The following is a 13,069-nucleotide window of genomic DNA, read 5'->3' on the forward strand; positions in this document are numbered from 1 at the left end:
TCGGGCTGCCCCGGTTTGCGATCCGCGTGTGCTCCTGAGGGGGTGGACACCGGCCCCGGACATCCCGGTGGCCGAGCCGCCACGTCCGACGACGCGGCGACCACGCCGAAGGAGCACCCCTGATGCAGCACCGCGTCCTCGCCGTCGGGCTCGCCACGAGCGCCGCCCTGGCCGCCGCCTCCACCGCCGCCTGGGCCGCCCCGAGCGCCGCCCCCCTGCCCTTCCCCGATGACGTCGTCGCCGGGTTCGTCGCGCAGCGCGACGGCATCAGCGTGACCCAGGCCGAGCGCAAGCTCGACCGCCAGGCCACGCAGCAGCGCCGCCTCGACTCCCTCGACGTCGCGACGGACGGCGCCTACTACCGCGGCGACACGATGGTCGTCGTCGTCGACTCTACCCGCGACCAGCAGGCCGTCGAGGCCCGCGGTCTGACCGCTCGGCAGGGCAAGGGCCAGCGCGAGCTCGACGCCCTGTCGCGCACGGCCCAGCGCGCGGCGAAGGGCCACGCCGGCCTCGTCTCGCTGACGCCGGACCTCGCGAACCAGCGCGTCGTCGCCACCGTCGAGGCCGACGCCCCGGACGCCCTCCGCGAGCGGCTGGCCGCCGTCGACGGTGTCGTCGTCGAGACCGGCGCCCCGCTGAGCACGCAGGCCGACGTCGTGCCCGGCCGGATCATGGACCTCGTCCCCGGCACCAACTGCTCGCTGGGCTTCCCCGGCACGACGTCCTCCGGCAACAACGTGCTGCTCACCGCCGGCCACTGCGTCGAGGGCCTCCCGGACATCTACGACGCCAACGGCACCCACATCGGCAAGGGCACGAACAGCCGCTTCCGCTCGGGCGCCCCGAGCGTCGACATGGGCCTCATGGACATCGACGCCGAGGACACCGGCCGTGCGTACGTCGACACCCGCGGCGCGCTGTCCGGCTACGTCCCGGTGTACGGCGTGAGCAAGAACGCCGTCGGCACCGACATCTGCAAGGCCGGCAACACGACCGGATGGACCTGCGGCCAGGTGCAGGCCTACAACGTGACGGTCAACTACTCCGGCGGGACGACGGTCACCGGCCTCGCGCGCGCCTCGGTCTGCACCGAGGGAGGCGACTCCGGCGGCGCGTACATCGGCACGAACAACTACGCGCAGGGCATGACGTCCGGCGGGCCGACGGGGGTCGACTGCGGCTTCAACGCCGGCTACGGGGCCGGGAGCTACAGCTTCTACCAGCCCGTCGTCGACGCGGCATCGTACTACGGCGTGACGGTGGCGACCTCCTGAACCACCACCCGCCCCGCAGCGCGGCCCGTCCCCTGGTGGGGCGGGCCGCGCCGGCGGCGTCGTCAGGCGCCGATGACCTCGGTGCGGTGCACGACAGCCGGTTTCGGGCCGGCGCCGCAGCTGAGCGCGGCGTCCGTGACGGTCTCGGTCCGGACCTCGACGACGACGCGCTCGGGCACCGGCCCCGAGCCCTCGACCTCGACGCGCGTCACGTCCCCCTCGGCGTCGACCCTGCCGGGCACTGCGTCCCCGAGACCCGCGGGCCCGTGGTCGGTGACGACGCGCGCGAGCGCCGCCTGGACCGCCGGCTCCCACCGCGTGACACCCCGCAGGTGCGCGCCGTCGACACGACCGTCGAGGTGACCGCGGACGACGTCGGCCGCGCTGCGGGGGTCGAGGTAGCCGTAGCAGGCGCCCTCTGGCAGGGCGAGGAGCGTGCCGGCGAAGCGGTGCCCGCCGAGGTGCGTGCACTCCCAGACCTCGTCGGGCCACTCGCGGGCGAGGCTCGCGACGATCGGCCGGCCGCGCACCGCGCAGCAGGCGTCGCGGGTGCCCTGGGTGCAGACGAGGACCATCGGGTCGGCGTCGGTGTCGCTGGCGCTCAGCTCGGTCCCGAGCGAGCGGGCCGCGGCGAGGACGTCGTCCGCCGTGCGCCACGTGCCGCGGACCCACGTGCCGCGCACCGTGTCGACGGCCCACCAGTGCCACTGGTCGACGTCCGCCGGACGCCGCCCGGGGCGGCGCACGAGCAGGGAACGGCCGCCGAAGGACGCACAGAGCGCCTCGACCTCCTCGCCGACGCGCCCCGCGAACGGCGCGGTCTCGAGCGGCTGCTTCGCCCAGGGGCCGGGGTGCTCGACGAGCAGCCACCGGCTGGCGACGGGCGCGGACCCGGCGAGCGGCTCGCCGCGGTCGCGGGCGGCGGCCGAGCAGCGGGACAGGTCGGTGAGGGCCATTCCCGCGATGCTACGCGGCGCGTCCGGCCCGGACCGGCCCCGGTCACCGGGTCCGCGCCGCCCGAGCAACCCTCGCCGACCAGCACCACCCCGCACCACCGCATCCGCACCGTCCACACCCAGGAGGAAGACCCATGTCCCGACGTCGTGCCGTGGCCACCACCGCAGCCGTGTCCGCCCTGACCACCCTCGCCGCCCTCGGCGCCACCGCCCCGGCCCACGCGGCCGGCGAGGCCTACGTCGCGCTCGGCGACAGCTACTCCTCCGGCACCGGGACGCGCGACTACATCGCCGACGGCACCTCGTGCCTGCGCTCGGTCTCCGCCTACCCCTCGCTCATCGCCTCGGCCCGGGGCTACGCCCTCACCTTCCGCGCGTGCTCCGGCGCCACGGTCGCCGACGTCACGAGCACCCAGCTGCCGGCGCTGTCGTCGACGACCCGCTACGTCTCGATCTCGATCGGGGGCAACGACGCCGGCTTCGCGGACGTCCTCACCGAGTGCGCCCAGCCCGGATGGATGAGCGACTGCAACGGCGCGATCGACGGCGCGCAGGCGTTCGTCGACGGCACCCTCCCGGGCCGGCTCGCGACCCTCTACTCGGGCATCAGGTCCAAGGCGCCGAACGCGAAGGTCACCGTCGTCGGCTACCCGCGGATCTTCGACGGCGAGGACTGCAACGCCCTCACGTGGTTCTCGCCCGACGAGGAGAGCCGCCTCAACGCGATGGCCGACCGGATCAACACGGTCACGGCCCAGCGCGCCGCGGCGGCCGGCTTCTCGTTCGCGAACCCGACGAGCCGGTTCGTCGGGCACGCGGTGTGCGACAGCCCCGAGTGGCTCAACGGGCTGTCGAACCCCATCGAGAACAGCTACCACCCGAACAAGGCCGGCCACGCGAGCGGCTACACCCCGACCGTCAGCCCCCTCCTGACCGGCGCGACGGTCCGGGCGACGAGGACCGTGCGCGCCGCGGCAGCCGCCTCGGCCGACCGGCTCGCCGCCGACCAGCGCCGCTACGCGTCGGTCGACCGCACCATCCGGCCCGAGCGGTTCGTCCTGCCCGACCTGCACAGCCCGGAGGCGCTCGCCGCCGCCCGGCGCGTCGGGGTCGACGTCGACGACCGCGCGAGCGTGGACGCCGCGGACCGTCGCGCCTCCGCCCGCCAGGCGGCCGAGCACCGCGCGGCCGTCACGGCGCGCTGACCGCCGGCGACGACGCCGCTTCGATGACGGACGCCGCCGGCGCCCGGCCCCACCGGGGTCAGGCGCCGGCGGCCCGCACGAGCACGGTCGCGAGCGAGCGGTCCGTGACGAGCGACCCGACCCATCCCCCGAGGAGGAACGCCCGGACGGCAGCGGCCTTGGCGGCACCGGTCGCGAGCGCGACGACCTCCGGGACGGCCCGCAGCCGCTCGGCGTCGATCGTCACCATCCGGTCGACGAGCTCGGGGTGCACGGCGCGCCCCTCGGCGTCGACGAAGACCCCGAGCGCCTCGCCGACCGCGCCGGTGGCCGCGACGGCGTCGCGCACGCCCGGGTCGACGGCGTCGTGGATGGTCGAGTGGCCGGGGCGCCAGGCGCCGATGCTCACGACGGCGACCGAGACGCGGTCGACCTCGGCCATCGCGGCGGCCACGGCGGCCTGTCGGCGCATCGCGGCGGCACTGTCGGCGTCGTCGAGGATGAGCGGCGCGTAGAAGACGTGGGCCTCGCCGCCGGTCAGGCCGGCCGCGACGCGCACCATGTCGACGGGGCTCGTCTCGCCCGGGATGACCATCGAGCCGCTCAGCTGGACGACGGGGACGCACGGCAGCGCCGGGCGCGCCTCGAGCATCGCGCTGACGGTGCGCGCCCACGGCAGGCCGAGGACGTCGTCGGGTCCGACGAGGTCGACGAGGAGGTCGGCCCCGGCGGCACCGACGTGGTCCCGCAGCCGGGGGGCGTCGTCACCCCGGTCGACGACGACGCAGCGGCGCAGCCCGTAGGCCTGCCGCAGCCGGGCCGAGAGGTCGCCGTCGACCCCGCCCGGCTCGACGATCTCGATGCGGACGATGCCGGTGGCGCGCGCGGCGTCGAGCAGCCGGGCCACCTTGAAGCGGCTGATGCCCATCGCCCCGGCGATCTCGACCTTGCTCTCGCCGGCGAGGTAGTGGCGGCGGGCGACCTCGGCGGCGAGGACGGCCTCGGACGCGCGCAGCGGCTCGGGCGGGCGGGCCGCGGCGGCGGGCTCGCCGAGCACGGTCTCGACCACGGGGTGCCTCCTCTCGGCTCTCACGTGAGCGCATTATCGTTCACGTGAGCACGCCCGAGAAACCGCCTCGAGGAAGGTCCGACCGAATGACCCAGCGCCCCCTCGTCGCCGGGGTCGACACCTCGACCCAGTCCTGCAAGGTCGCCGTGTGCGACGCGGAGACCGGCGAGGTCGTCCGGATCGGGCGCGGGACGCACCCGGACGCGACCGAGGTCGACCCCGCCCGCTGGTGGCAGGCGTGGGAGGAGGCGACGTCCGGCGGTCTCCTCGACGGCGTGTCGGCACTCGCGGTGGGCGGCCAGCAGCACGGGATGGTCCTCCTCGACGACGCCGACGAGGTCGTGCGGCCGGCGTTGCTCTGGAACGACACCCGCTCGGCCGGCACCGCCCGCGACCTCGTCGACGAGCTCGGCGGCGCCGCCGCGTGGGCGGAGGCGGTCGGGGTCGTCCCGCTCGCCGCGATCACCGCCGCCAAGCTGCGCTGGGTCCGCGACCACGAGCCGGACGCGATGGCCCGGGCCGCGCGCGTCGTCCTCCCCCACGACTGGCTGACCGGCCGGATCCTCTCGGCGGCAGGCGGGTTCGAGGAGTGGACGACCGACGCAGGGGACGCCTCGGGCACCGGGTACTTCTCCGCCGCCACCCGCGAGTACCGGCCCGACCTGCTCCGGCTCGCCGCCGGCCGCGACCTCGCGGTGCCGCGCGTCGCCGGCCCGGCCGAGGTCGTGGGGCGCACCCGTGACGGGATGGTCGTGGCCCCGGGCACCGGCGACAACATGGGTGCCGCGCTCGGGCTGGGGCTGCGCCGCGGCGACGTCGTCGTCTCGCTGGGGACGAGCGGCACCGCCTTCGCCCGGCACGACCGCCCGACGGCCGACGCGCGCGGGTTCGTCCAGTCCTTCGCCGACGCCGAGGACGCCTTCCTCCCCCTCGTCTGCACGCTCAACGCGGCGCGCGTCCTCACCTCGGGCGCGTCGATGCTCGGCGTCGACCTCGCCGGCCTCGACGCCCTCGCCCTCGCGGCGGAGCCGGGCGCCGGCGGGCTGACGCTCCTGCCGTTCCTCGACGGCGAGCGCACGCCCAACCTGCCCGAGGCGACCGGCTCGCTCCACGGCCTGACCCGCACGAACGCCACCCCCGAGAACCTCGCCCGCGCCGTCGTCGAGGGGATGCTCCTCGGGCTCGCCGACGCCGTCGACGCCGTGCGCGACGCCGGCTGCCCGGTCGAGCGCGTGCTGCTCATCGGCGGGGCCGCGAAGTCGGCTGCGGTGCAGCGCATCGCGCCCGACCTGTTCGGCGCCCCCGTCGCCGTCCCGGCCCCCGGCGAGTACGTCGCGGTCGGTGCTGCGCGGCAGGCGGCCTGGGCGCTGACCGGCGGGGCCGAGGCCCCGGCCTGGGACGTCCCCGTCGAGGCCACGGCCGACCCCGTCGCACCCGAGCGCGGCGCCGAGGCGCGCGGGCGCTACGCGGACGCGCTGTCCACCACCCACCCCGGAGCCGTCTGACCCGCCCCGCCCCTCACGTGCAGAAACCGACGAATGTGTCGACTCTTGCACGCCCGGACCGCACGCGGTGACGGCGAGCGGGAGTCAGGCCGTCGCGCCGGGCTCGAGCCGCGAGCCCGGCGGCAGCGCGGCCCCACCGGCGACGACGACCTCGCGTCCGAGCAGGGTCACGTGGTCGTCCACGAGCCGCGTCCCGCGGGGCCGCGCACCCACCCGCGCACCACGGCCGACGACGACCCGCTCGTCGAGCACCGCCGTCGCGACGCGGGCGTCCCGGCGCACGACGACGTCCTCCAGCAGCACGGCGTCCTCGACGACCGCGCCGGCCTCGACGACGACTCCCGGCCCCAGCACGCTGCGCCGCACCGTGCCCCGCACCCGGCACCCCGGCGCGAGGAGCGAGTCCTCCACCAGCGCACCGGCATCCACTCTCGCGGGCGCCCGCTCGGGCCATCGGGTGAGCAGCGGGACCGCCGGCTCGTCGAACGCGTCGACCCGGCCGGCCAGCAGGTCACGATGGGCGGCGAGGTACGCGGCCGGGGTGCCGCAGTCGGCCCAGTACCCGGGCAGGGGCTCGGCGAGCACCGTGCCGGACGCGACGAGCAGAGGCAGCAGCCGCTCGGAGAAGTCCCCCAGCCCGTCCTCGACGCCCTCGCGGCGCAGCGTCCCGACGGCCTCGACGAGCGCCCCCGGCCGGTAGACGAACACCTCGGCGGCGATCGTCGTCGACGCGGGGTCGTCCGGCTTCTCCTCGACCCGGCGGACGCGGCCTCCGCGCCCGGTGTACACGAGCGTCTTCTCGCGCGCCCGGGTCCGTGTCACCTCGGTCGTGAGGACCGTGCAGTCGGCGCCGCGCTCGAGGTGGCGCTCCACGACGGGGCGCAGGTCGAGCGAGAGCACCTGGTCGGCGCTCATGACGACCACCGCGTCGGCCCCGAAGGACTCGATCGCGTCGGCGTACTGGTGCAGGTCGTCGGCGTTGCCCGCGGCGAAGCCCTCCTGCCCCGGCGACCCTCCGCCCTCCTCGGGCACGAGCCAGCGCAGCCCGCCGCGGGTGCGGTCGAGGTCCCAGGGCCGACCGCCGGCGACGTGGCCGTGCAGGCTCCCGGCGCGGTACTGCACCGACAGCCAGACGTCGGTGATGCCGCTGCCGGCCAGCGTGGACAGCGCGAAGTCGACGAGCCGGTGCGAGCCGCCGAACGGCAGCGCGGGCTTGGCCCGCTCGCGCGTCAGGACGTCCATCCGCGACCCGGCGCCGCCGGCCTGCACCACACCCAGCACCCGCGTCGTCGCCCTCATCACCCCATGCTGCCCCACCGTGGGGACCCGCCCCCCCGTACGGTGGCGCCATGACTGCGGCGCGCGAGCTCGACATCGTCCTCTTCGGCGCGACGGGCTTCGTCGGCCGGCTCACCGCCCGCCACCTCGCGGAGCACGCACCGGCCTCGGTGCGCATCGCCCTCGCCGGACGCTCCCGCGAGCGCCTCGAGGCCGTACGGCGCGACCTGCCGGGGGCCGCCGCCGACTGGCCGCTCGTCGTCCTCGACGCCCTCGACGAGGCCGCGGTCGCCGACCTCGCCGCGCGCACCCGCGTCGTCGTGACCACCGTCGGCCCGTACGCGAAGTTCGGGATGCCGCTCGCCGCCGCCTGCGCCGAGGCCGGCACCCACTACTGCGACCTCACCGGCGAGGTGCTGTTCGTGCACCGCAGCGTGGCCCGCAACCACGAGGCCGCGATGCTCTCCGGCGCCCGCGTCGTCCACGCCTGCGGGTTCGACTCGATCCCGAGCGACCTCGGCGTCATGCTCTGCGCCGACGCCGCCCGCGCCGACGGCGCCGAGCTCGGTCGCACCCGGCTGGCCGTCCGCAGCATGAAGGGCGGCTTCAGCGGCGGGACCATCGACTCCGCCCGCACCCAGGCCCTCGAGATGCGGGCCGACCCCGCGACGCGCCGCATCGCCGCCGACCCGTGGGCGCTCGCCGAGGGCGGCCGGCCCCCGCGCGGGCCGCGCCTGCCCGCCCGTGGCGGCGTCGCCGGCGTCGTCGACCGCGCCACCAAGGCCTCCCCGGTGCGCCGCGACCCCGACAACGGCCACTTCACCGGCCCGTTCGTCATGGCCGCGTTCAACACCCGCGTCGTCGCCCGCTCGGCCTCGCTGCTCGGGTACGGCGACGGCTTCCGCTACACCGAGTACTCCGACTACGGCGCCGGCCCGCGCGGCGCCGTGACGGCGTCCGTCGTCTCGGCCGGCCTGCTCGGCGCCGTCGGCGGGATGGCCTTCGCGCCGACCCGCGCCGTCCTCGACCGCGTGCTGCCCGCGCCCGGCGAGGGCCCGAGCGAGGAGGCGATGGCGGGCGGCCGCTTCCGGATGGAGGTGACCGCCGAGGCCACGAACGGTGCGCGCTACCGCTCCGTCGTCGCGGCGCCCTACGACCCGGGGTACTCCGGCACGGCCGTCATGCTCGGCCAGTCCGCGCTCGCCCTCGCCGAGGACGACGCCGGGCTGCCCGACGCCTCGGGGGTCCTCACCCCCGCGACGGGCTTGGGCACCCCGCTCGTCGAGCGGCTGCGGGCGCACCGCTTCACGCTCGAGGTCGAGCGCCTGCCCTGACGCGTCAGCCGCGCTCGCGCGTGACGGCGCGGGCGATGCGCTCGGCGTCGATGCGCAGCTCGCGCAGCATCCCGGAGATCGGGTTGGTGAAGCCGGTGAACCACAGCCCCGGCGCGACCTCGGAGCGCACGTGCCCGTGCGTGGCGGGCAGCCCGCGCTCGCCGAGCACCCCGAGGTGGCCGACGAGCGGCTCGAGCCCGGCGCGGTACCCGGTGGCGACGACGACCGCGTCCGGCGTGACGCGCGTGCCGTCGGCGAGGACGACCTCGGACCCGTCGAAGGACTCGACCGCGGCCACGGGCTCGACGCGGCCGGCCCGGATGGCCCCCACGACGCCGACGTCCTGGACGGGGATGCGCCCCTCGAGCACCCGGCTGTAGAGGTCCTTGCCGGCGCGGGGCAGCCCGTGCTTGGTGAGGTCGGGCTCCTGGACGGCGGCGAGGACGCCCGCCACGCGGTCGACGACCTTGGGCGGCAGGCGCCGGACGGCGATGCCCGTGGCCTGCGCCGGCACGCCGAACCGGGTGCGGGACAGGATGTGCGGCGGCGTCCGTACCGACAGCAGGACGCGCAGCGCCCCGTGCTCGGCGAGGTCGGTGGCGATCTCGGTGCCGGTGTTGCCGGTGCCCACGACGAGCACCTCGCGGCCGGCCCAGCGGCGGCCGTTGCGGTAGTCGCGGGCCAGGACGACCTCGCCGGGATAGCCGTCGAGCCCGGGCCAGGAGGGCTCGACCGGGGTGTGGTTGTACCCGGTCGCCACGACCACGTCACGGGCGCTCAGGGAGGTGCCGTCGGCGAGGTCGACGTGCCAGCGCGCAGGGCGGGCGGCATCCGGCCGCGGCTCCTCCGACCGGTCGATGCGCGTGACCGCCGTCCCGAGGCGCAGCCGCAGCCGGTGGTGGGCGGCGTACTCCTCGAGGTAGCGGACGACGTCCTCGCGCGCGACCCAGCGGCCGAACCGGCGCGGGATCTGGTAGCCGGGCAGGTGCGACCAGCCGCGCGGCGTGTGCAGGTGGAGGCGGTCGTAGTGGTTGCGCCAGGAGTCGCCGACCTGCGCGGCCCGGTCGACGACGAGCGGGTCGACGCCCCGCGCCCGCAGCGCAGCGGCGACGGCGAGCCCGCCCGGGCCCGCCCCCACGACGACGACGTCCTCGGTGCCGGGGTTCTCCACGTCCGGAGCGTAACCCCGGATGCGTCACACCGGCGGCGGATCGCGGACGCCATCCACTACAGTACGTAGTAGCCGGTCGCCACCCGTCGCCGAGGAGGCCCCCATGACCGAGTCGCCCGTCTCCCGCCTCAGCACCGAGGACGCCTGGACCCTGCTGCGCACCCACGAGTTCGGCCGGCTCGCGTTCCACCTCGCCGACGAGGTCCACATCACGCCGATCAACTACGCCGTGGACGCGCAGGACCGCATCGTCGTCCGGACCGCCGAGGGCAGCAAGCTGCTCGGCCTGACGATGAACGCCGACGTCGCCTTCGAGGTCGACGAGGTCGACGAGCACGAGGCGCGCAGCGTCGTCGTCCGCGGCCGCGCGCGCACCCTCGAGGGACACGAGGCCGACGAGACCGAGGAGCTGCCGCTGCGTCCGTGGGTCGACACGGTCAAGCTCAACGTCGTCGCCATCACCGTCGACGAGCTGACCGGGCGGTCGTTCTCGCTCACGCGGCCCTGGATGCACATGCGGCCCGAGCACGCCTGAGCCGTAACCTGACCGGATGATCATCCGGCCCGTCGAGGACGCCGACTGGGCGTCCTTCCTGCCCGTCTTCCACGGCATCGTCGACGACGGAGAGAGCTACGCCTACCCGTCCGGCCTCACGGACGACGAGGTGCGCGCGCTGTGGGACGAGGGCGCGCCGTCGGTCTGTGTCGTGGCCGTCGACGCCGCGACCGGCGAGCTGCTCGGCTCGGCGAAGACCGGCCCCAACCGCCCCGGCCGGGGCGCGCACGTCGCCACCGCGTCGTTCATGGTGGCGCCGGCTGCCCGGGGGCGCGGGGTCGGGCGGGCGCTCGGCGAGTGGGTGCTCGCGTGGGCGCGCGACCAGGGGTACGCCGCGATGCAGTTCAACGCGGTCGTCGAGACCAACACCGCTGCCGTGGCGCTCTGGCAGGACCTCGGGTTCGTCGTCGTCGGCACCGTGCCCGAGGCGTTCGACTCGCGCCGCCACGGCCGCGTCGGCCTCCACGTGATGCACCGCCCCCTCTGACGCCGAGCCCCCCGTCCCCTCCACCACCCGGAGTCGAGTGCGCTCGTGGCAGCCCCGGCGACCACCTCCGCCCTCGACCCCGACGGGCCGTGGGCCTTCTCGCGACGCGGTCGACCTGTCAGCATGGAGGGAGCCGACCACGGAGGACACGATGGGTACGGAACGCAGCACGGACGACGAGGACCTCGCGCGCCGGGTGCACGTCGGCGTCCCCCGGGTGGACCCCGGGTCGATGACGACGACCCAGGCCTCCGAGCTCCCCGACCCGCAGGAGGGCCGCGACGCCTCGAGCGAGCTCTGGCACCGCAACGCCGGCGTGCTCTGGCCCTGAGCGCCTCCGCAGAGCCACTCATCCGCAGTCGAGTGCGGACGTGGTCGCCCGAGCAGCCACCCGCGCCCTCGACTCCGACAGGCACGCGGCGTGACCGGAGTCGAGGGCGCTCGCGGTAGCCCTGGCCGCCGCTTCCGCACTCGACTCGGGGAGCGGCGGGCGGCTGGTCAGCGGACGGGGGTCAGCGGCTCCCGGCCGGCGAGGACGGCGAGGACGTTGTCGGCGGCGAGGCCGGCCATCGCGGTACGGGTCTCGACGGTCGCCGAACCGATGTGCGGCAGCAGCACGACGTCCTCGCGCCCGAGCAGGTCGGGATGCACCCGCGGCTCGTCCTCGAAGACGTCGAGCCCGGCGCCGGCCAGGTGCCCGGACCCCAGCGCCGCGGCGAGGGCAGCCTCGTCCACCACCGGCCCGCGGGCGGTGTTGACGAGGTAGGAGCCGGGCTTCATCCGGGCCAGGGCCGCGGCGTCGACGAGGTGACGGGTCGCGGGTGACAACGGCACGTGGACCGACAGGACGTCGGCCCGCTCGAGCAGCTCCTCGAACCCCACGACCTCGGCGTCCAGCTCGGCCACCGCCTCGCGATCGGGCGCCGACCGGCCGGACAGCAGGACCGACATCCCGAAGGCCCTGGCCCGACGGGCGGTCGCGAGGCCGATGGCACCCGGCCCGAGGATGCCGATCGCCTTGCCCTGCACCGACGTCCCGAGCAGGTGGAACATCCCCCATCCGCCGCCGCCCGTACCGCCGCGGACCTCGCGCTCGGCCTCGCCCAGGCGCCGGGTCGCCATGAGGACCAGCGCGAAGGCGATGTCGGCGGTGGCGTCGGTGAGGACGCCGGGGGTGTTGGTCACGGCGACCCCGCGGGCCCGGCACGCGTCGACGTCGATGTTGTCGTAGCCGACCGCGACGTTGGCGACGACCTGCAGGCCCGGCCCGGCGGCGTCGAGGAAGGCGTCGTCGACCCGGTGGCCGAGCGTCACGACGACGGCCTGCGCCCCGGAGAGGAGCACGGGCAGGTCGCCGACCGGCACCGGCGAGTCCTCGTCGCGGTAGCGGACCTCGTGCTCGGCGCGCAACCGCTCGACGGCGTCACCGGGCAGGCGGCTGAGGACGACGACGCCCACGGTCACATGATCTTCCGGACGACGGGCAGCGGCAGGTGGCGCAGCGCCTTGCCGACCGGCACCCACGGCCACGCCGGCACGAGGGCGTGCGCCTTCTCCTTCTCGATGGCCTCGACCATCGCGGTGACGCCCGGCACGGTGTCGACCATGAACGGGGTGTGCGACACCTTCTCGTTCATCTCCGAGCGGATGTAGCCGGGGTAGATGACCGACACCCGGATGTCGAGGTCGGGCTCGCCGAGCATCTCGTTGCGGATGCCCTCGGCGAGCGCCGCGACGCCCGCCTTGGTCGCGGCGTACGTCGTCACGGTCTTGCGCATCCCGCGCATCGCCGAGACCGACGAGATCATCACGAGGTGGCCGCGCTTCTGCTCGCGGAAGACCTCCATCGCGGCCTCGGTCTGCGCGAGGGCGGCGACGAAGTTGACCATCGCGGTCTGCCGGTTGGCGTCGTAGCGGCCGGTGCCGAGCGGCGCGCCCTTGCCGAGGCCGGCGTTGACGACGACGCGGTCGATCGTGCCGAAGTCGTCGCGGAAGGCGCGCATCGTCTCGAAGACGGCGTCGTCGTCGGTGACGTCGAGGGCGCGGACGACGACCCGGCGCCCGGTGCGCTCGACGATCTCGTCGCGCAGCTCCTCGAGGCGCTCGGTGCGGCGGGCGCAGAGCCCGAGGTCCCAGCCGCGGGCGGCGAGCTGGCGGGCCATCTCGGCCCCGAGGCCGGAGCTGGCCCCGGTGATGATCGTCGTCGGCACGGTCGCGTCCTTCGTCGTCGTCGGTGGTGGGCGGGGTCGGTC

13 protein-coding genes are annotated in these 13,069 nt (G+C 75.9%); 7 read left to right on the forward strand and 6 right to left on the reverse strand.

Features of this window, described 5'->3' with window-relative positions; translation table 11 throughout:
* The first annotated feature begins 122 nt into the window (after nucleotides 1-122).
* Entirely contained in the window at nucleotides 123-1,277 is a 1,155-nt protein-coding gene (locus tag LG324_RS00095; RefSeq protein ID WP_404350705.1) for a S1 family peptidase, read from the forward strand.
* 62 nt (nucleotides 1,278-1,339) lie between these two features.
* Here LG324_RS00095 and LG324_RS00100 read toward each other — a convergent pair whose 3' ends face one another.
* Complete coding sequence (locus tag LG324_RS00100) at nucleotides 1,340-2,233, reverse strand: sucrase ferredoxin (RefSeq protein WP_404350707.1); 894 nt, start codon at nucleotides 2,231-2,233, stop codon at nucleotides 1,340-1,342.
* Between the two features lie 134 nt (nucleotides 2,234-2,367).
* Between LG324_RS00100 and LG324_RS00105 the strand changes: the two genes are divergently transcribed.
* Nucleotides 2,368-3,438 carry an SGNH/GDSL hydrolase family protein gene (locus tag LG324_RS00105; RefSeq protein WP_404350709.1) on the forward strand — a complete coding sequence of 357 codons (1,071 nt, stop codon included), beginning with the start codon at nucleotides 2,368-2,370 and terminating at the stop codon, nucleotides 3,436-3,438.
* 58 nt (nucleotides 3,439-3,496) lie between these two features.
* Here the strand turns inward: LG324_RS00105 and LG324_RS00110 are convergent, their stop codons facing one another.
* Nucleotides 3,497-4,486, reverse strand: a complete 990-nt coding sequence (locus tag LG324_RS00110; protein WP_084696510.1) for a sugar-binding transcriptional regulator — start codon at nucleotides 4,484-4,486, stop codon at nucleotides 3,497-3,499.
* Nucleotides 4,487-4,572: 86 nt separating this feature from the next.
* On the opposite strand from LG324_RS00110, the gene xylB reads away from it, so the two are divergent.
* Nucleotides 4,573-5,991 carry a xylulokinase gene (gene xylB, locus LG324_RS00115; protein ID WP_404350711.1) on the forward strand — a complete coding sequence of 473 codons (1,419 nt, stop codon included), beginning with the start codon at nucleotides 4,573-4,575 and terminating at the stop codon, nucleotides 5,989-5,991.
* Between the two features lie 84 nt (nucleotides 5,992-6,075).
* On the opposite strand, the gene LG324_RS00120 is transcribed toward xylB, so the two are convergent.
* Nucleotides 6,076-7,290, reverse strand: a complete 1,215-nt coding sequence (locus LG324_RS00120; RefSeq protein WP_404350713.1) for a glucose-1-phosphate adenylyltransferase family protein — start codon at nucleotides 7,288-7,290, stop codon at nucleotides 6,076-6,078.
* 50 nt (nucleotides 7,291-7,340) lie between these two features.
* Between LG324_RS00120 and LG324_RS00125 the strand changes: the two genes are divergently transcribed.
* On the forward strand, nucleotides 7,341-8,603 hold the full coding sequence (locus tag LG324_RS00125) for a saccharopine dehydrogenase family protein (RefSeq protein ID WP_404350715.1): 1,263 nt from the start codon (nucleotides 7,341-7,343) through the stop codon (nucleotides 8,601-8,603).
* 4 nt (nucleotides 8,604-8,607) lie between these two features.
* Here the strand turns inward: LG324_RS00125 and LG324_RS00130 are convergent, their stop codons facing one another.
* Nucleotides 8,608-9,774 carry a flavin-containing monooxygenase gene (locus LG324_RS00130; protein ID WP_404350717.1) on the reverse strand — a complete coding sequence of 389 codons (1,167 nt, stop codon included), beginning with the start codon at nucleotides 9,772-9,774 and terminating at the stop codon, nucleotides 8,608-8,610.
* A 103-nt stretch (nucleotides 9,775-9,877) separates the two neighbouring features.
* Here LG324_RS00130 and LG324_RS00135 point away from each other — a divergent pair, with 103 nt between their 5' ends.
* From LG324_RS00135 to LG324_RS00145, 3 genes are all read left to right on the forward strand, one after another.
* Nucleotides 9,878-10,309, forward strand: a complete 432-nt coding sequence (locus LG324_RS00135; protein WP_404350719.1) for a pyridoxamine 5'-phosphate oxidase family protein — start codon at nucleotides 9,878-9,880, stop codon at nucleotides 10,307-10,309.
* Between the two features lie 16 nt (nucleotides 10,310-10,325).
* Entirely contained in the window at nucleotides 10,326-10,817 is a 492-nt protein-coding gene (locus LG324_RS00140) for a GNAT family N-acetyltransferase (RefSeq protein ID WP_404350721.1), read from the forward strand.
* 151 nt (nucleotides 10,818-10,968) lie between these two features.
* Nucleotides 10,969-11,148: a hypothetical protein gene (locus tag LG324_RS00145; protein WP_404350723.1), complete on the forward strand. Its 180-nt coding sequence runs from the start codon at nucleotides 10,969-10,971 to the stop codon at nucleotides 11,146-11,148.
* Between the two features lie 167 nt (nucleotides 11,149-11,315).
* Here the strand turns inward: LG324_RS00145 and LG324_RS00150 are convergent, their stop codons facing one another.
* Together LG324_RS00150 and LG324_RS00155 are read right to left on the reverse strand one after the other, a co-directional pair.
* Complete coding sequence (locus tag LG324_RS00150) at nucleotides 11,316-12,281, reverse strand: 2-hydroxyacid dehydrogenase (protein WP_404350725.1); 966 nt, start codon at nucleotides 12,279-12,281, stop codon at nucleotides 11,316-11,318.
* The gene (locus LG324_RS00155; RefSeq protein WP_404350727.1) at nucleotides 12,278-13,027 is read right to left on the reverse strand and encodes an SDR family oxidoreductase; all 750 of its coding nucleotides are present in this window, start codon (nucleotides 13,025-13,027) and stop codon (nucleotides 12,278-12,280) included. Before LG324_RS00155 ends, LG324_RS00150 begins: the two co-directional genes overlap by 4 nt.
* Nucleotides 13,028-13,069 lie beyond the last annotated feature (42 nt).

Origin of the sequence: Phycicoccus jejuensis, from assembly GCF_044797865.1 — a bacterium.
Lineage (GTDB): Bacteria > Actinomycetota > Actinomycetes > Actinomycetales > Dermatophilaceae > Phycicoccus > Phycicoccus jejuensis.

Coding starts and splice junctions, on each gene's coding strand:
- LG324_RS00140 (WP_404350721.1), top strand. CDS start 10,326: ATGATCATCCGGCCCGTCGAGGACGCCGACTGGGCGTCCTTCCTGCCC.
- LG324_RS00100 (WP_404350707.1), bottom strand. CDS start 2,233: ATGGCCCTCACCGACCTGTCCCGCTGCTCGGCCGCCGCCCGCGACCGC.
- xylB (WP_404350711.1), top strand. CDS start 4,573: ATGACCCAGCGCCCCCTCGTCGCCGGGGTCGACACCTCGACCCAGTCC.
- LG324_RS00095 (WP_404350705.1), top strand. CDS start 123: ATGCAGCACCGCGTCCTCGCCGTCGGGCTCGCCACGAGCGCCGCCCTG.
- LG324_RS00105 (WP_404350709.1), top strand. CDS start 2,368: ATGTCCCGACGTCGTGCCGTGGCCACCACCGCAGCCGTGTCCGCCCTG.
- LG324_RS00125 (WP_404350715.1), top strand. CDS start 7,341: ATGACTGCGGCGCGCGAGCTCGACATCGTCCTCTTCGGCGCGACGGGC.
- LG324_RS00120 (WP_404350713.1), bottom strand. CDS start 7,290: ATGAGGGCGACGACGCGGGTGCTGGGTGTGGTGCAGGCCGGCGGCGCC.
- LG324_RS00145 (WP_404350723.1), top strand. CDS start 10,969: ATGGGTACGGAACGCAGCACGGACGACGAGGACCTCGCGCGCCGGGTG.
- LG324_RS00135 (WP_404350719.1), top strand. CDS start 9,878: ATGACCGAGTCGCCCGTCTCCCGCCTCAGCACCGAGGACGCCTGGACC.